Consider the following 17,463-nt stretch of genomic DNA (forward strand, 5'->3'; position numbering starts at 1 on the left):
CCTTTCTTCCCTCTTTAGGCCGACGATGGCCACACCTCCCCAGGACGGCGGTTTTTTTCCAAGACAGATTTGCCTCAGGACTGGATGCGCCAGTGGCGACGCCAACTCCCCAATTGGCCCTCGACCCGCAACTCCAGCGCCCCCAGCGTCATAAAGTCGGCCCCGCCATTGGCCACCGCATACTGGATGGAGCGGTCGTTGCTGGCGACCAGGACGCGCCGCTTTTTAGCTTGGGAAGCGGCCAATTGCTCAACGACGGCGTCCGCTGACTCACGCGCGCGGGCGTAGATGACCATCACTTCCCCTTCATCGCCCTGCTGGACATCGCGCTGGGCCCCGCGGCCATCGAAGACCACCACTACGGCGTCCTCGCTGGCGGACTGGTAGCGCGAGAGCCAGTCGATGAGCTGCTCGCGCGCCAGCGTGCCATTCTCGCGATGCCGTTCGGCAAAGCGGGCCAGCCCCAAGAGGGCATTGTGACCATCCACGATGAGGAGTTGACCGGACACGGGGATGGTCGGGGAATGGGTTTAGTCGAGGATGACCACTTTGCCGGCCACCCCTTTGGCAGCGGCTTCGGCGCGGGCCTGGGCTTCGTGTTGCTCGGGCGAGCAAGAGGAATCGATGGGAGCGTCGGGCTCTTCCTCGCTCCGGGTGATGAGGCCCTTTTCGACCATCCAGTTTTCCACTTCCTCACCGCTGACGTCGGCCAGCATGGTGCCATTGACCTCCACACAGGGCGAGAGTGGCTGCCCGCTCTTCATCTCCATCTCCATGCGCATGGCAGGATTCTTGATAATGTCCTTTTCCTCCCAAGTGAGATTGTATTTGCGGAGGACGGCGCGCACGCCTTCGCTCCAGCCACAATAGGTCTTCAGGTAACAAACGATTTTCGGTTGGTCGCTCATGGCCGCCAATTTAGCCTCTTTCGCAAAAAGCTCAAGTGTGCTTCCTTCTCTTCCCGGCATGATTCGCCCGCATATTTCTCTCAATTTCGCCCTGTCCGCCGACGGGAAGATTGGCACCTCGCAAGGAGGGGCCTCGGCCTTCACCTCCCAAGCGGACTTGGAGCACCTGTGGGCCCTGCGCCAGCAAGCGGATGCCGTTCTCGTGGGACGGGGCACCTTGCAGGCCGACCAAATGTCGCTGACCATCCCGGACCACCTCGGGCCCGAGCGCCAGCCGCTGCGTTGCGTCATTTCCCGCAGCGGCCACTTCGATCCCGACCACAAGTTTTTCCAAAGCGAGGGAGGAGATCGCCACCTAGTCGTGACCGGGCCCTCAGGCGATTTCTCCCCTTTTTTTTGGGAAAAGGCGGGAGCACGCGTCCACTTGCTTTCCTTGCCCGATTTCCTCTCGCGGGCCAAGGAGGAACTCGGGGTGAACCGCCTCCTCTGCGAAGGCGGAGGCTCCCTCGCCAAGACCCTTTTCGAGCTGGATGTGGTGGATGAGATTCACCTCACCATCGCCGCCCACACCCTGCTAGGAGGGCAGGATTCTCCCACCCTCACCGGAGTGCCAGGCGAGTTCCTCCCCGCCTCCCGGCGCTACCTCCTCGCAGACTGGACAGTCAACGAGCATGACGAGCTCCTGGGCACCTGGCGCCGGGCGGAGGAAGAAGTGGCGCTGGTCAACGAGCCTTGATTTGCCCGTCTCCCCGCAGCCGGTATTGATAGCTGGTGAGCTCCCGTAGAGCCATGGGTCCCCGGGCATGCAACTTGTCGGTGGAAATGCCGATCTCCGCGCCAAAGCCGAATTCCTCGCCATCGCTGAAGCGGGTCGAGAGATTGTGAAACACGCAAGCGGAGTCAATCCCCCGCAGGAACTTCTCCGCCTCGTCCCCATCCTCGGTCACGATGCAGTCACTGTGCTTGGAGCTGTAGTGATTGATGTGGGCCATCGCTTCTTCCTGGGAGGGCACCACTTTGACCGCCAGAATGTAGTCAAGATACTCCATCGACCAGTCTTCCTCGCTGGCCTTCTTAGCCGCAGCACCGAGGATTTCGCAGGTGCGCTCGTCCCCGCGCAATTCCACGTTCTTCTCCTGCAAGGCCTCTGCCACCTGGGGAAGAAACTCGCTGGCGATGAGCTCGTCGACCAGCAGCGTTTCCAAGGCATTGCACACGCTGGGCTTTTGGGTCTTGGAGTCCACCACGATGTCGACCGCTTTGGTAAAATCCGCCTGGGGCGAGACGTAGACATGGCAAATGCCGTCGTAGTGCTTGATCACCGGCATGCGGGCCAGAGAGACCACGGTTTCGATGAGGCCCTTTCCGCCGCGCGGGATGATGAGGTCGAGGTATTGGTCCATGCCCGCCATCACCTTCACGCTTTCGCGGTCGGTGAAGGGAATGAGCTGAATGGCGTTGGCGGGCAGTCCCGCCTTTTCGCCGCCTTCCTGCAGAGCCTTGGCGATGGCACGGTTGGAATGGATGGCCTCGCTACCGCCCCGGAGGATGGTGGCATTGCCGCTTTTTAAACAAAGGACAGCCGCATCGCTGGTCACATTGGGGCGGCTCTCGTAGATGATGCCAATCACGCCGATGGGCACGCGCACTTGCTCGATGGAAAAGCCCTTGGGATGCTCCCATTGGGCGAGGCGCTCCCCCACCGGATCGGCAAGGGTGGCTACTTTTTCCACTCCGGCCGCCACGGCCTCCAGGCGGTCCTCATCGAGCCGGAGGCGGTCCAGCATCGCGGACGACAAGTCACGCTTCTCACCCGCCGCGATGTCCTCGGCATTGGCGGCCAGGATTTCGGCGGCGTGCTCCCGCAGACCATCGGCCATCGCGCGGAGAATCTCGTTCTTCTTGTCAGCGTCGAGGGTCGCCAGTTCCAAGGCCGCAGCCCGGCCCTTGCGTCCCATTTCCAAAACTTGTTTTGATACTTCTTCGCTCGTCATAATTCTATCCTACTCGACCAAAAAGCGGGTGCAAATACCCTCTCCCTTCACGATCTCAGCCAGTCGCTCGGGGCGACGACCGTTGCCAATGACGATGCGCACTCCGGTGCCCACCGCCCGCTCCACCGCGTTGAGCTTGGAGCTCATGCCCCCGATGGAGAACTTGCCAGCCACTTCGCCCACTTGCTTGCGAGCTTCTTCAAAGCTGGTCACCAGCGGGATGAGCGGTCCGCCCACGCCGCCTTCGCAGAGGCCATCGGCACTGGTCAACATCACCAGCAAGTCAGCGTTCAGGAGTTCAGAAACCCGCACCGACATCATGTCGTTGTCGCCTTTGGAAATCTCTTCCACCGCAACGGAATCATTCTGGTTCACGATGGGCACCACGTTGCCTTTGGCGAGGAGACAGTCGATGGTCTTCTTCACCCGGGGGCGCACCTTGTCACTTTTGAGATTATTTCCCGTGAGGAGAATCTGGGCCACGCTCAGCTCAAATTGAGAAAACAAATTCTCGTAAGTGTGCATAAGACGGGCCTGCCCCACGGCGGCCGCTGCCCGCTTTTCGGGCAAAGTCTTGGGGTAGCTGTCCAAGCCGAGCGCCGATACACCGGAGCCTACTGCTCCGGACGAAACCAAGACAACGCGATGGCCCTGACGAATCAGTTCTGACAGGGCGGTCACCAGCTTCACCAGTGCGCCGCCATCCAGTCTTCCATCTTCCACCCGCGTCAAGACGCCGGTGCCTACCTTGATTACAATTAGGTCGCTTTTGTTTGCTTCGGTCATTTACGAGCCTGCCGATAACCTACTTGCGGCACTTCGGCAAGCCCCCCACACAGCAGGAAAGACCTGTTTCTTGCGACTGACCACGCCCGGAGCCCGGAAGATTCCGTCCTGTCTCTCGTAGGGGAGAGCCTCCAGCAGGGCGGCATTTCCACTCGCCAAAATCAAGCTGTCGTGGGTCGAAATGTCGGTAATCACGAGCAGCGCCAGGTCGCAGTTTTCTTGCAAACGAAGCTCAGAGAGAGATTCCTCCAACTCCTCCTTCCGCTTGGCAAAGGGCGTCAACCCCCGCTCCTCGATCTGGGAAATGCTGATCTTGATTCCTTCCTCGAAAAATTCCTTCCGGTCGGTGGTGAGGATCTCCTTCGGGGTGCCTCCCACCAGCAGCGAACCAACTGCAAAAAATTCGTCAGTAAATTCCTCCGGGTCCACTTTCGCGATGGGAGCGAGCCACTGGAGGATATCCCGATCAAGCTCGGTAGTGGTCGGAGAAGTCAGCATGAGGGTATCAGAAATAATACCGGCACACAGACACAAGGCCACTCCAGGAGACGGCTCGAGGTCCCGATGCACGAACTTCCGCGCCACCAGCGTGCTCGTCGAGCCCACCGGCTCATTCAGAAACCGGATCGGCTCGCGGGAAGCCAAATCCCCCGCCAGGCGGTGGTGATCAATCACCTCGTGGATCTCAGCCTCCTCCACCCCGGTGACCGCTTGCGCAAATTCGTTGTGATCCACCAAAACGAGGGGCGTGCGCTTGGGTTCCACGAGGTCGGACTTTGACAAAACCCCAACCATCTTGCGGGTTCCGGCCTTGACCACCGGAAAGAGGTCCTGACTCTCCGCCGAGAGCCGCTTGCGCAGATGGGAGACAACCTCGTTCTCTTCCAAGGCGATAAAATCCCCCGAGACCACGCTGCGGACCTGCCGCGAACACTGGATAAGCTTGGCCACGCTAGCGGTATCAAGGCTAGCCAGCAGAATGGCCACTCCCTTGGCGCGAGCGGCGGAAACCAATTCCGGGGAAATGCCAAAGCCTCCCGTCACCACCAGGGCCCGCACCCCGTAGTTGATGGCGGCCTCTTGCACTCCCGGACGATCTCCACAGATGACGAGATACTTCTGCACAATGCCATCGGCCTCCGCCCCCGTGAGGCGACGCTGCACGGTCTCCTCGCTGGAGGCCCCTACCAGCAGATGAATTTCCTCCTCCTCCCCATCCTGACAGGGAGCACCCACCGACTCGGCCTGCAAGGTGAGGCAAATCTTGTGCAAGGAGGCCTGCACCGTCCGCACCGCGATCCCCTCCATCTGCGTGGGCAAGAGGAGGCGCAGCAAGTCGAGGTAGCGCAAGAGGCCCTTGACCTCGCCCTCCCCATCGACCACCGGCACACTCTTTACCCCGCTGGCCAGCATGCGGCGGTAAACGGTCAAAAAGCTTTCCTCCGTCGAAACCGAGACCACCTCGCGACGGGCGATTTGCCCCGCCGTCACCCGCACATCAGTCACCAGGCGCGGAGTCTCCAGCCCGGCCTTCTCCAGCACCCAAGCGGTCCGGGTAGGCACATCACCACAGCGGATGGCCTCCGCGTCGGTCCCAGTCATCCGCAACAATTCCGCCTGCCCAATGGCCGAACAGATGGCATCGGTATCCGGATTGCGGTGACCCACCACCAACAGCTTGCTATTCGATCGACTCATATCTTTCTCCACTCGCGTAACGACAAAGCATCACATTTTCTCCGGAACTCCAATCCCCAAAAGAGCCAAGCCTGACTGCAGGACTCGCGCGGTCACCTCGCACAAGGTCAAGCGCGAGGCCTTGGTGGCCCCCTCCGATTTCAAGACGGGACAGCTTTGGAAAAAGGAATGATAAGCCCGCGCCAGGTCGAGCAGATAGCTGGCCAAGATATTCGGACGCAAATCTTCCAAGACCTGCGGCACCACTTCACCGTATTTGGCCAGGGTCCGGGCGAGGTGAATCTCCCGCTCGTCGGCGAGCACGAAGTCCTCTCCGGCCAGAGCCACCTCTTCCTCCAACTTCCGGAAAATACTCCGGCAGCGCACATAGCTGTATTGCAGGTAAGGGGCGGTATCCCCTTCCAGCGCCACCATCTTCTCGAGGTCATAAGTGTAGTCCGACTCGCGGCGATGGGAGAGTTCCATGAACTTGATGGCGCTCACACCGATCAACTCTGCCAGCTCCTCTTTCTCCTGCTCATCCTCCAGGAAACTCTTCTCCGCCACCGACTTGCGCGCGGCCGCAACGGCATCGTTGATGACGTCCTCCAGCTGGGGCAGATCGCCCGCCCGGGTTTTCAGCGGCGTGCCGTCCTTGCCGAGAATGGTGCCGAACTTCACATGCGCCAGCTCGGCCTGGCAGCCTCGGCGCCGGGCAACGTGGAAGAGCCGCGTGAAGTGCTCTTCCTGACGAAAGTCCACCACATACCAGATCACCTCCGCCTCCCACTCCGCGAGCCGGTAGTCGATGGTGGCGATGTCAGTAGTGGCGTAGTTGAACCCGCCATCGCGCTTGCGAATGAGGAAGGGATAGTCCTCCACCCCTTCCTTGGTGGTTTTCAAAAACGGATCCTTTTTCGGCGGCAGTTCCCCGTCGGAAAAGACACAGATCGCACCCTCACTCTCGCGAGCCATCCCGGAGGACACCATCTCCTCCACCAGCGGCGCGAGCCGATCATTGTAAAAACTCTCCCCCAGCCAATAGTCGAAGCTCACATCCAGCCGGTCGTAGATGGCATTGAGCCCCTTCTTGGAAAGCTCGATGCAGCGCTGCCAGATGGCAGTATTCTCCGCATCCCCCTGCTGCAGCTTGACCAACTCCGCACGACACTCGTCGGCAATCGCCTCCTCCGCTTTGGAAGAACTGCTGCCCAGACGGTAGAGCCGGAGCAATTCGCGCAAGGGCTCCTCCTCCAGCGCCTTTTCATCGAGCTCCTTTTTCCACGCCCACAACACCATGCCGAACTGCGTGCCCCAGTCGCCAATATGATTGTCCTTGATGACCTCGTGCCCGAGGAAAGTCGCCACCCGCGCCAGTGACTCCCCAATCACGGTCGAGCGGATGTGCCCCACATGCATGGGCTTGGCCACATTGGGAGCGGAAAAGTCGACCACGATGCGCTTGCGGTCCCCCACCATCGGCACCCCCAGGCGGTCATCGCCAAAGAGCACCCGCACCTGCTCCGCAAAGAAGGCGGGAGCGAGCTTGAAATTGATGAACCCCGGCCCCGCCAACGAGACCTCGGCCTTGCCCGCCAAAGCCGGCTCCAGATGAGTGAGCACTTCCTCCGCTAGCGCGCGGGGATTCTTCTTCGCGGCTTTGGCCAACATCATGGCGGCATTCGATTGGTAATCGCCGTGACGGATATCGGAGGCCGCCACCACGGCCACCCGCGCCAAGTCCGCGCCCTCGATTCCCGCCTTCGCAAAGGAGTCCGTCAACAAGCCCCGCAGGGTTTCCGCCAAAGTCATGCAGGCAAGTAGCCCGCCCCGCCCGCTTTTTTCAAGTCCGGTCTCTTACGACTTCAGGAAAAGATGAGCCTGCTCCCGGCTCTGCCAGAATTCGAGGAACTCCGCGAATTTTCTCCGGTTGCGCTCCCGCTGCTTCTCCTCCCCCCAATCAACAATCCAGAAGGTGCCCACCAAGCCGATTCCCCCGCTCAGCAGAAGGCTCCAGCTTCCAGGCTTCTGCCCCTTCATGGCAAAGGTCGCCACGAACGCGTAAGCCATTCCTGCCAGTCCCCCTAAGACCTCTCCACGATTGACCGAATCCAAAAGCGACCGATGCTGGCGGGCAAAATCCCGCGGGCAGCGCCGCTGCACCCTTGGCGGGAGATGGGAGACCAGGTCCTGATAGGTCCGGCGGTCCCTCCGGCCGCCCTATTCTCCCAGAGAAATCTCCCCCGGCTTCCAAGTCGGCTCGGGAAAGCTCATCTCCAGCTTCTTCAAGGTGTCCACCATGATGCGGGCCACGCACAGGTTGCGATACCACTTGCGATCCGCCGGAACGACATACCAGGGAGCCTCCTTGGTGGAAGTCTTCTCAATGACGTCCTCATAAGCGTGCATGAAGTCCTCCCACCGTGCCCGATCCTTCAAATCATCGGGATTGAACTTCCAATATTTGTCGGGATTGTCCAAGCGCGATTGCAAGCGCTCGCGCTGCTCCTCCTTGGAGATATGGAGAAAAATCTTCACGATGGTCGTCCCTTCCTCGGCCAACATGCGCTCGAAGTCGATGACGTGGCGATAGCGCCGCTTCCACACCGGGTCGGGATAGAGCTCCTTCACCCGCACTGCGATGATGTCCTCATAATGGCTGCGGTTGAAGACCGTGAGGTGACCGTTGCGCGGCACATGCTCGTGCACCCGCCACAGGAAGTCGTGCGCCAGCTCCTCCTCGGAAGGCTTCTTGAAGGAGACCACATTGAGTCCCTGCGGATCCACCCGGCTGAAGACGTGCTTGATGCAGCCGTCTTTTCCCCCCGTATCCATCGCCTGCATCACCACCAGCACCCGGTGCTTGTCCTGGGCGTAGAGCTTCTTTTGCAACTGCTGCAGCTCATCGCGCAGTTGGTCAAAGGGTCCCCACGAATCCTCCTTATTCAAGTCCTCGGCCAAGGTCTTCTCATGGGGGTCCAGCTCGGCAAGCCGCAACTTCGTTCCCGGCTTGTGGCGATAGCGTTCTTCAGCTCCTGAGGCAGGCATGATGCGGAGAGTCTGCCTTGCTGAGACCATGAGGCAAGCATTCGTTGAGTCGCCTTTCCTCTCCGGCAACAGGTTCGACGCCATTTTCTTTGACCTCCCCTCCTCCTTCCGCTCTGTTAGTCAGCGATGATTTCGCGACGCCACTTTCTCCAACAAGCCGGGGCCGCCTGCCTCTTGGGCGGCTTGAGCTCTGCCGAAGACGAGCCCCCCTCCCCGGACCAATGGCCCACCGTGCTCTTTGAAAAACCAGTGCAAAACCTCTCCTACGAGGAGATTGCCGACAAGGTCGCGGCCATGGGCCTGCACGGGCTGGAGGCCACCATCCGCCGTGGAGGCCACATCGAGCCCGGCGACGCCGCCGCCCAGGTGCCGGGCATGATGAAAGCCCTCTCCGCCGCCGGGCTGGAGACCGTCATCGCTGCCACCCACGTCCTGCAGCCCGACGAACAGGCCCGCGACTTCCTCAAGGTGCTGCGCGACAATGGCATCACCCGCTACCGCACCGATTACTACCGCTACCAGCAGGGCCAGAACCTCCTGGCCCAGGCCCGCGACTTCCACATCCAGGCCAGCAAGCTCGCCGAGCTCAATGCCGAACTCGGCATGCAGGCCTACTACCAGCTCCACTCCGGCTCCCGCCTCGCCGGGGCCCTCCACTGGGATGCCGCCCTCATCTTCGAAGGCCTCGACCCCGCACACTTCGCCATCGCCTACGATCTCCGCCACGCCCGCACCGATACCGGCCTCTCTTGGCAGCTCTCCGAGGAGCTCGTCCGCGACCACGTGCGCGCCCTCTACATCAAGGACGCTCGCTGGGAGGGAGAGCACAACGAAAAGCTCGCCAGCACCCCGCTCGGCACTGGCTTCGTCACCCGCGAGCTCTTCGACCACGTCCACCGCCACTACGACGGCCTGCCCCTGAGCCTCCACATCGAGTGGGCCAAGCACTCCATCTACCCTCGCGAGGTCGCCTCCCAGGCCTGGCCCCTCATCGAGCGCGATGCCCGCACCCTCCAGCAATGGCTGGGTAAAAAGACAGACTAGAGCTTCACCTCGAAGAAGTCCCACATCACCTTGCGGTAGACCTCCCGCTTGAATTCCGGAAGCCAGGTGAGCTTGAAGTCTGCAGGCTTGATCCACTTGTATTGACGGAATTCACGCGGCTTCCGCTGGATATCAATCTTCGCCTCCACATCGTGCAGGAGGCAGCGATAGTAGGTCTGCTCCTGCCCGTCGAACCACCCCTTGCGCTTCCGCTTCTTTACCGAAGGCGGGTAGAGATAACGGTAGCCTCCCCGCATCTCCAGGATGTCATAGCTCTGGGGCAAAAGACCAATCTCCTCCTCCACCTCGCGCTTGAGCGCCTCCTCCAGGGTCTCCCCCTCATCCACTCCCCCTTGCGGGAACTGCCAGGCACCTTTGACCTTGATACGCTCGCAGATCAGCAAGCGACCGTCTTCTCGCACAAGCAACAAAGCGACATTGGGACGAAATTCCATAACTCGGGGGGAGAGCGGCAGGCCGCAACCTCATGTCACACCCCCGCTTCGGCGCGGGAGTCTTCCACGCCCGCCCCCCCTTTGCCTAGTCTTAAGACCAAGGATGATTCAAAAATTCCGCTCCCCCCGGCCATCCCTTTCCAGACAAGCACTTGCCCTCACTCGTCCCACCCCGCTCCCCGTCCCACGCCCCTCCTCCACCCTCTCCCCGGAACAGCGGCAGAAAACCCCTCCCCCCGGGAAAAAACGGTCGCTTTTCCCCCCGCATGACGTTCAATTCCGCTTGTCGTGAATCTTCCCAACGCCATCACCATCGCCCGCCTCGTCCTGACGGCCGTCTTCGTCATCGCGGTCTCCTTCTACACCACCCTCGGCAATGCCATCGCCCTCGCCGCTTTCCTCCTCGCCGCCTTCTCCGACTTCCTCGATGGCTACCTCGCCCGGAAGCTCAACCTCGTCACCTCCCTCGGCAAACTCCTCGACCCCCTTGCCGACAAGATCCTCGTCGCCGCCGCCTTCGTCCACCTCACCGCCGACGGCCTCTGCCCCGTCTGGGTCACCTGCGTGATCATCGCCCGCGAATTCCTCGTCACCGGCCTGCGCCAGATCGCCATCGAGCAAGGCACCGTCATCCCCGCCGACAATCTCGGCAAATGGAAGACCACCTTCCAGCTCACCTTCTGCATCAGCGCCCTCATCTGGCTCCTCGTCGAGGACTCCCCCGGCAACCCCTTCCACGCCCTCACCTCGCCCGACGGCTGGCTCCTCCCCCTCTCCCTCTACGGCGCCCTCGCCCTCACCGCCCTCTCCGGCTTCAACTACACTTGGAAAAGCCGCGCCCTCTTCCGCAGCTAAGCACGCGAAAGAAGTCCCCGCCCCCGCCGCGTAGGTCAGGTTTCAGCCATGAAGCCTCTCCTCATCCTCCTCGCCTGTCTCCTCCCTCTCGCCGCCCGGCAGCGGCCCAATATCCTCTTCCTCCTCTCCGACGACCAGGCCTGGGGCGACTACGGCTTCATGGGCCATCTCCACATCGAGACCCCCCACCTCGATGCCCTCGCTGCCCGCAGCCTCACCTTCACCCGTGGCTACAGCCCCGTCCCCCTCTGCCGCCCCTCCCTCGCCAGCATCCTCACCGGCCGCCATCCTCACGAGCACCGCATCACCGGCAACGACCTCCTCCCCCCCCGCCCCGATCTCAAGGCCCTCGCCGGCCGGCGCGACCCCGACTTCGGCCAGCGCTACCGCGAGCTCATCGCCCACTACCGCCAACAGCCCAACTGGATTCAATCCCTCCGCGAGAGTGGCTACCGCACCCTGCAGACTGGCAAATGGTGGGAAGGCGACCCCGTAGCCGACGGCGGCTTCACCGCTGGCATGACCCACGGCGACCCCGCCCGGGGAGGACGCCACGGCGACGCCGGACTCGCCATCGGCCGCCAGGGCCTGCAACCCATCAAGGACTTCACCACCTCCTCGCCCGACACCCCCTGGTTCGTCTGGTATGGCGTCTTCCTCCCCCACACCCCGCACAATCCCCCCGCCGACCTCCTCGCCAAATACCTGCAAAAGACCGACAACGAAAACATCGCCGCCTATTGGGCCTGCTGCGAATGGCTCGACCAAACCATCGGCGAGCTCCTCGCCCACCTTGAGGAGAGCGGTCAACTGGACAACACCCTTATCCTCTACACCTGCGACAATGGCTGGATCCAAGACCCCGCCGACCGCAACCTCTACGCCCCGCGCTCCAAGCAAACCATCTACGAAGGCGGCATCCGCACCCCCATCCTCCTCTCCTGGCCAGGCCACCTCCAGCCCCTCCGCGACGACGAGCACCTCGCCAGCAACCTCGACCTCTGGCCCACCGCCGCCGCCCTCTGCGATCTCCCCCTCCCCGCTGGCCTCCCCGGCATCAACCTCACCGACCGCGCCGCCGTCACCAGCCGCCAGAGCCTCTTCGGGGCCGACTACAGTCACGACATCCGCGACTTCGCTCACCCTGCCCGCAACCTCGAGGCCCGCTACCACCTCCGTGGCCCCTGGAAGCTCCTCCTCCCCCATCCCCCCGCCGATCCCGCAGGGGAACCCCAGCTCTACCACCTCCTCAACGACCCCCACGAGCGCCACAACCTCGCCAGCGAACACCCCGACCTCGTGGAGAGCCTCCGGCAAGGCCTCAACGACTGGTGGACCCCTGCACCCGCCCAGGCAAGCGAGTGACCCTCCCCCTCCCGGCGCGGAAACAAAGAGCGCAGGCGTCCCACCTGCCTCCCAATCCCCTGCAACCGCCCCTCAACGTCCTGCAATAGCCCCTCAACGTCCTGCAACGGCCGCTCAATGCTCTGCAACGGCCACTCAATGCTCTGCAACGGCGTCTCAATGCTCTGCAACGGCCGCTCAATGCTCTGCAACGGCCGCTCAATGCTCTGCAATAGCGTCTCAATGCTCTGCAATAGCGTCTCAATGCTCTGCAATGGCGTCTCAACGCTCTGCAATGGCTAGAAAAAGAACGGATTAGGTCATTCTTCGAGTTTATTTAAGAACAATGAAGAAAAAAAGAAGGCCACCCCGTCGGGCGGCCTTCATAAAAACGCTTTTCTTGAACGGTGTGCAGAGCAGTGAGCCGACTTGCGTTTCAAACTTTGTCTTGATTCCAAAAAGACAAAGGGAAGTTATCAACCCGGATCATACACGCAAGACCTTTTTGAAAAGAATTCTCCCCTATCTTTCTCCATCTGCTAGCTTAACACCATGCCTCCCCTCACCTTCACTTTTGACATCGGACACTCATCCCTAGGTTGGTGTGTCCTTGCCTCCAATACCCAGCAGAATCCCGACATCTTGGGAACCGGAGTAGTCACCTTCCCCGCCGACGATTGCCTGGCCTCCCAACGAAGAGGGCTTCGGCGCACCCGTCGCCATATCCGCTCAACCAGACAGCGCATCTTTCGACTTAAGAGATTCCTAGTCAAACAAGGATTTCCCGTTCACGCCCTCGACCTCCCGCAAACTTCCGAACAATGGAAAGGGAAATGGCCGCCCTTTCTTCTGGCCGCCGCTACTTTGGAAGGAACTCATGTTCTCAACCAATCTGAACTCTGGCAGGTCTTGCGCTGGTATGCCCACAACCGGGGCTATGACGGAAACTCTCGTTGGGCGCGCCAAGAAGATAACGACGAAGATACTGAGAAAGAAGCTGAAGCCCGCAAGTGGATGGATGAAAAGGGCACCTCCACAATGGCCCACACCATCTGCGCCCTCCTCGAAATTGACCCCCAAAACCCCGCTCGTAAAACATCCTCCCAATTCCCTTACAAAACCCTCAACACCGCCTATCCCCGCCGGATTGTCGAAAGAGAAGTGGCCCAAATTCTTGAGAAGACCGACCTCCTCTCGCCAGAGGCTAAAAAATTTATCCTCACCTCTGACAAGCTTGGACCTGGAGAACTCGCCCAACTCAAAGATTGGGACATCAAATTGCCCAAGCGCTACCACGGCGGCCTTCTCTTTGGTCAGCTCGTGCCCCGCTTCGACAACCGTATCATTTCACGCTGCCCCATCACTTGGGCGGAGATTTATGACCGGGAGCTCGCAAAGGGCACCGAGAAAAAGGAAGCCAAACGAATTGCCGAGCGAGACTCCAAAGTGCCCGCCAAAAAGAGCCGTGAGTTCTTGGAATACCGGTTCGCCCGTATCCTGGCCAATATCAGATTGGACGGAAAGCCGCTACCGAAAGACTTGCGCAACACTCTCTTCGACAGCGCAAGAAAGCGAGGCCGACTGACAGCCACCGAAATCGGGAACGTGATCGAGAGCTACCAACCCGGCGGAGAGACCAACTTGGACAGCTACTTCAAGCTCCATCCTGATGCCGAAGACGCCCTGACCTTGGACCCTGCCGCTAATGAGATGCGCAAAGCCTGTGAAAGCTCCCAAGCCACTCTCTACCCCTTTTGGCCCGCCATCCCCGAGGACACCCGGCAACTCCTTCAGACCGAGTGGGAAAAAGGACGAAAAGTCAGTCTCAAGCAGATTCTCGCCCTTTCCAAAGACGATCCAACTCTTACCGAGACCATTAAAAAACAATTCGCAAAGGAAACCCAAACAGCCAAAGGGAAGAAGTCTTTCCCCGACCTACAGACCTACCTGGCCAAGAAGAAAGCCGGACCCGACGGCCTCACAGGCCGGGCCGCCTATTCGCGCAAGGTGCTCACGAAAGTGGTGGAAGAAGTCAAAGAGGGCTTCGACCCCACCCGCAGTGCCAAAGACGATGAGGATACCCATGGCAACAAGAAGGCGACTGATGGAGTGCTCTACCCGACCCTTGAACCCAACTCTCGGGTCAATGAACTCCTCGCCGAACGCCCCCTCGATCATCTGACCAATAATCACCTCGTTCGCCACCGCCTGCTCATCCTTGAGCGCTTGGTGAAGGAGTTAATCAAGGAGTTCGCAGAAGGAAAGCCGGAGCACGTCACCCAAGTCGTGGTGGAAGTCGCCCGGGAGCTCAAAGAAATGTCCGGGATGACGGCGAAGCAAAAAGCAGCAGAACTTACTCAACGACTTAAAGATTTTACCTCTGCGGTAAACTACCTCGAAGAAAACGCACCTCACCTCCCTATTACTGGAGGCCTTATTCGTAAATGTCGCATCGCTATGGATATGGGCTGGAAGTGTCCTTTCACGGAAGAGCCTTACTGCGTCAACGACCTTACCAATCTCGAGAAGGAGCATATCATACCCTACTCACAGCAGCGAACGAATGCCTTGCACGCCTTAGTTTTAACTTGGCCCCAAGTAAACGAGATGAAAAAAAAGCGAACGGGCGCGCAGTTCGTTGCGCAAGAACAAGGCAAAGAGGTTCCGGGCATGGAGCGACTTTCTATAACGACATGGAAAAAATATGAAGCCGCCTCGAAAGCACATGGCGATGCTAGAAAACCATCAAAACAAAATTTCTGGCCAAGTAAAAGATTCCCTCACCACGATGACGCTGTCCGTTGCCATCTTAGGAGAAAACAACTTTTAGTAGAGAATTTCGAAGAACGCGAGCAAGGGTTTACCGAGGGAGCGCTCACCCAGTCCTCCCACCTTATCAAGCTCGCCCTTCGAGGTCTCAAGAAACAACTCCCCGCCGCCAAATCCTTCGTCATTCCCGGTATTGCCACTAGCGAGATTCGAAAGGCGTGGAATCTCCTCGGCACCCTTGGCGACCCCAGCGTCTGTGGCCGGGAGGCCCTCCGCTGGATGCAAGCCTATGACCATCGCACAAGGGAATTTGAATTCGACACCGCACGAGACCACCTCACCTTCGAAAAAGCAGAACTCATTGAAAAAAAGTCGAAGGGCAAGACAACGACCTCACTCCCATCCGACGCCTTCTCCTGCCCCAATGACGAATGCGAAGCCCCCCTGACCTGGCCCGCTCCCGAAGTCTCCAAGGCCACCTGTCCAGACTGCCATGCTATCCTCCGAAGGGAAGTCAAACCCAAGGAAGACATCCGCAGCCTCACCCATCTTCACCACGCCATTGATGCCGCCACCCTTGCCTACATCGCCCATTACTTTCCCCTCACCCAGAATGGTGAAAACATCACCGGAAAGCTCTGGCGAGCGGTTGCCAACCGCAACAAGAGCGAAAGCGACCTGAAGCTCTTGGAAAGAACAAAACTCTACAACTTCTGCAACAAGCTCGACAACAACGGCAACGAGCGCACCCGCGCCTACCTCCAAGATCTTCCCGCTGAAGTGAAAAACCAGCTCGTCGCCCGTCTGGCCGAATCTCGCGTCGCCCAGCACATCCCTTCGAACCGCTCAGGTTCAAGGACAAAACAAACGACGTGGGGGGTAGTTGCCTTCGATGCAAAAAATAGTCGTTATCGACTTAAGAATAAGTCTTTCATCAACGACTCTGGGAAGAAAAACCTCAATCAGGACAACAGCCGCAACCGTTCAGAGAATTTTCCAAACCCGAATGGCAAGGGGGAACTCAAACAATGGCTTCGTTCTTCAAAGCTTATCGGGCCAAAACCCAAGAGTCAGTCTGGAAAGCTGAAAGCAATTTCAGGGGCTCTGATTATTGACTCAAATTACGGCCTAGCGCTCGAACCAGAACCTATGATTGTTGCATTCCACGCAGTCCAAAAATCCCTTGAAGAGCTGCAAAAGAAAAACGGAGGACAGATGCCTCGAATATTAAGAAACGGCATGCTCATTCGTCTTATAGGCCACAAAAACCGAGATGGGATCTGGGCCGTCGCTAGTATACAAGAAACCGACCATAAAATCGATTTGATAAAACCTTGGCTCGTCTCCATGAAGGAAACGGTCAAACTCGAAAACGGCAAATCTAAAAAGCGCAATCGAAAAGGCATTCATGTTTGGAGAGAAAGGCCATACGGCCAACTCCACAAACCAGATGAAGGGAAGTATTTAGAAATTTTACCTCAGTCTTATTGCGGGGTCCCTCACTAATACCACGCATTCTTGTCGTATGCCAAGACCTTCGGATTCATGTCCTACCACATCGTCAGCATTGATGCCCCCTCTTGCTCGCTAAGCTGCAAGGACGGGCAGCTCACCTGCAAGACTGATGAAGGGACCAAATCCCTCCCCATCGAGGACGTGGCGGCCATTGTCATCACCTCCTTCTCCGCCTCCATCCATTCCAAACTCCTGCTAGAAGCGGCCAAGAACGGCGTCGGGCTCGTCATTTGCGAGAACTTCAAACCCGCCTCCCTCGTCCTGCCCGCCAACCGAGCGACTGACACCCTCTTGACCCGCGCCCAAGTGGTCCTGAAAGCCCAAACTCGCGAACGCCTCTGGAGGAAAACCATCGATGCCAAATGCCAGAACCAGCTTTCGCTCGCCCGCGAACTGGCGAGCGAGGACAGAAGGCTGGAAAAAATGGCCCTCCTCGCCCGGGGCCGGGCCAAGACGAAAGAAGCGGAGACTGCCCGCCTCTTTTGGCGCATCTACGCCGACAATGTCGCCGAGACCGACGACTTCCGGCGAGGACGCAATGAAGGTGGCCCCAATCCCCTCCTCAACTTTGGCTACGCCATCCTCCTCTCGACCGTGCTGCAAAACCTCTTTGCGATCGGCATCGACCCCACCTTTGGCATCAGCCACGTCACCCGCGAGCACTCCACCCCGCTCGCTTACGACCTCATGGAGCCCTTCCGCCCCTGTGTCGACGCCCGCGTGGCCCAGTGGGTGCGGGAGAATCCCCGCGAAGACTTTACCTGGGAAGTGGACCGCGCCTTTAAGAAATGGGTCACGGGCTTCCCCTTGGAGAAGGTCGATTACTTCGACCTCACTCTGGATGTGCGGGGCGTTATCGAGGGTGTCATGCGTTCCTTTCGCAAAGCCCTCGTGAGCGGTCAGACCGGAGACTACAAACCATGGACCCGAACCACTACAAAATGGGCTGGCTAATGGTCGCCTTTGACCTCCCGGTCATTCGCGTCAGGTTAAGGCTGTGAGGCCTGATTCTATGGGGGATTTGCGGGTTCGTCGGTCTCTTTTGAGGTGCCGCGGATCAGGACTAAA

Annotated in this window: 15 protein-coding genes; 6 read left to right on the forward strand and 9 right to left on the reverse strand. The window is 59.5% G+C overall.

The window, feature by feature from the left end:
- Window positions 1-74 precede the first annotated feature (74 nt).
- Both JIN78_RS09330 and JIN78_RS09335 read right to left on the reverse strand, forming a co-directional pair.
- Window positions 75-509 carry an NYN domain-containing protein gene (locus JIN78_RS09330; RefSeq protein ID WP_200391692.1) on the reverse strand — a complete coding sequence of 145 codons (435 nt, stop codon included), beginning with the start codon at window positions 507-509 and terminating at the stop codon, window positions 75-77.
- Between the two features lie 21 nt (window positions 510-530).
- Complete coding sequence (locus tag JIN78_RS09335) at window positions 531-908, reverse strand: glutaredoxin family protein (protein WP_200391693.1); 378 nt, start codon at window positions 906-908, stop codon at window positions 531-533.
- Window positions 909-966: 58 nt separating this feature from the next.
- Here JIN78_RS09335 and JIN78_RS09340 point away from each other — a divergent pair, with 58 nt between their 5' ends.
- Window positions 967-1,644 (forward strand): RibD family protein, encoded by a 678-nt coding sequence (locus tag JIN78_RS09340; RefSeq protein WP_200391694.1) that lies wholly within the window; start codon window positions 967-969, stop codon window positions 1,642-1,644.
- On the opposite strand, the gene JIN78_RS09345 is transcribed toward JIN78_RS09340, so the two are convergent.
- The 6 genes from JIN78_RS09345 to JIN78_RS09370 all read right to left on the reverse strand — a co-directional run bounded on the left by JIN78_RS09345 (window position 1,631) and on the right by JIN78_RS09370 (window position 8,413).
- The gene (locus tag JIN78_RS09345) at window positions 1,631-2,902 is read right to left on the reverse strand and encodes a glutamate-5-semialdehyde dehydrogenase (protein WP_200391695.1); all 1,272 of its coding nucleotides are present in this window, start codon (window positions 2,900-2,902) and stop codon (window positions 1,631-1,633) included. The genes JIN78_RS09340 and JIN78_RS09345 overlap by 14 nt on opposite strands.
- Window positions 2,903-2,911: 9 nt before the next feature.
- Window positions 2,912-3,688, reverse strand: coding sequence for a glutamate 5-kinase (gene proB, locus JIN78_RS09350; protein WP_200391696.1), 777 nt, complete (start codon window positions 3,686-3,688; stop codon window positions 2,912-2,914).
- Window positions 3,689-5,386: a putative manganese-dependent inorganic diphosphatase gene (locus JIN78_RS09355; RefSeq protein WP_200391697.1), complete on the reverse strand. Its 1,698-nt coding sequence runs from the start codon at window positions 5,384-5,386 to the stop codon at window positions 3,689-3,691.
- Window positions 5,387-5,416: 30 nt separating this feature from the next.
- Window positions 5,417-7,177: an arginine--tRNA ligase gene (gene argS, locus JIN78_RS09360; protein ID WP_200391698.1), complete on the reverse strand. Its 1,761-nt coding sequence runs from the start codon at window positions 7,175-7,177 to the stop codon at window positions 5,417-5,419.
- A gap of 45 nt (window positions 7,178-7,222) precedes the next feature.
- Complete coding sequence (locus tag JIN78_RS09365) at window positions 7,223-7,435, reverse strand: hypothetical protein (RefSeq protein ID WP_200391699.1); 213 nt, start codon at window positions 7,433-7,435, stop codon at window positions 7,223-7,225.
- A gap of 150 nt (window positions 7,436-7,585) precedes the next feature.
- Window positions 7,586-8,413 carry a PPK2 family polyphosphate kinase gene (locus JIN78_RS09370; RefSeq protein WP_200391700.1) on the reverse strand — a complete coding sequence of 276 codons (828 nt, stop codon included), beginning with the start codon at window positions 8,411-8,413 and terminating at the stop codon, window positions 7,586-7,588.
- Between the two features lie 126 nt (window positions 8,414-8,539).
- Here JIN78_RS09370 and JIN78_RS09375 point away from each other — a divergent pair, with 126 nt between their 5' ends.
- On the forward strand, window positions 8,540-9,457 hold the full coding sequence (locus JIN78_RS09375) for a sugar phosphate isomerase/epimerase family protein (protein ID WP_200391701.1): 918 nt from the start codon (window positions 8,540-8,542) through the stop codon (window positions 9,455-9,457).
- Here the strand turns inward: JIN78_RS09375 and JIN78_RS09380 are convergent.
- Window positions 9,454-9,912, reverse strand: a complete 459-nt coding sequence (locus JIN78_RS09380) for an NUDIX domain-containing protein (RefSeq protein WP_200391702.1) — start codon at window positions 9,910-9,912, stop codon at window positions 9,454-9,456. The genes JIN78_RS09375 and JIN78_RS09380 overlap by 4 nt on opposite strands.
- 288 nt (window positions 9,913-10,200) lie before the next feature.
- Here JIN78_RS09380 and pgsA point away from each other — a divergent pair, with 288 nt between their 5' ends.
- The 4 genes from pgsA (at window position 10,201) to cas1 (ending at window position 17,349) form a co-directional block, all read left to right on the forward strand.
- Window positions 10,201-10,767 (forward strand): CDP-diacylglycerol--glycerol-3-phosphate 3-phosphatidyltransferase, encoded by a 567-nt coding sequence (gene pgsA, locus JIN78_RS09385; RefSeq protein ID WP_200391703.1) that lies wholly within the window; start codon window positions 10,201-10,203, stop codon window positions 10,765-10,767.
- Window positions 10,768-10,815: 48 nt separating this feature from the next.
- A complete protein-coding gene (locus tag JIN78_RS09390; protein ID WP_200391704.1) occupies window positions 10,816-12,132 on the forward strand; it encodes a sulfatase-like hydrolase/transferase in 1,317 nt (438 codons plus the stop codon).
- Window positions 12,133-12,663: 531 nt separating this feature from the next.
- Window positions 12,664-16,386, forward strand: a complete 3,723-nt coding sequence (gene cas9, locus JIN78_RS09395; RefSeq protein ID WP_345778146.1) for a type II CRISPR RNA-guided endonuclease Cas9 — start codon at window positions 12,664-12,666, stop codon at window positions 16,384-16,386.
- Window positions 16,387-16,425: 39 nt separating this feature from the next.
- Window positions 16,426-17,349, forward strand: a complete 924-nt coding sequence (gene cas1 / locus JIN78_RS09400; protein WP_200391706.1) for a type II CRISPR-associated endonuclease Cas1 — start codon at window positions 16,426-16,428, stop codon at window positions 17,347-17,349.
- Window positions 17,350-17,463: the final 114 nt, after the last annotated feature.

The organism is Roseibacillus ishigakijimensis (assembly GCF_016595415.1).
Classification (GTDB): domain Bacteria; phylum Verrucomicrobiota; class Verrucomicrobiia; order Verrucomicrobiales; family Akkermansiaceae; genus Roseibacillus; species Roseibacillus ishigakijimensis.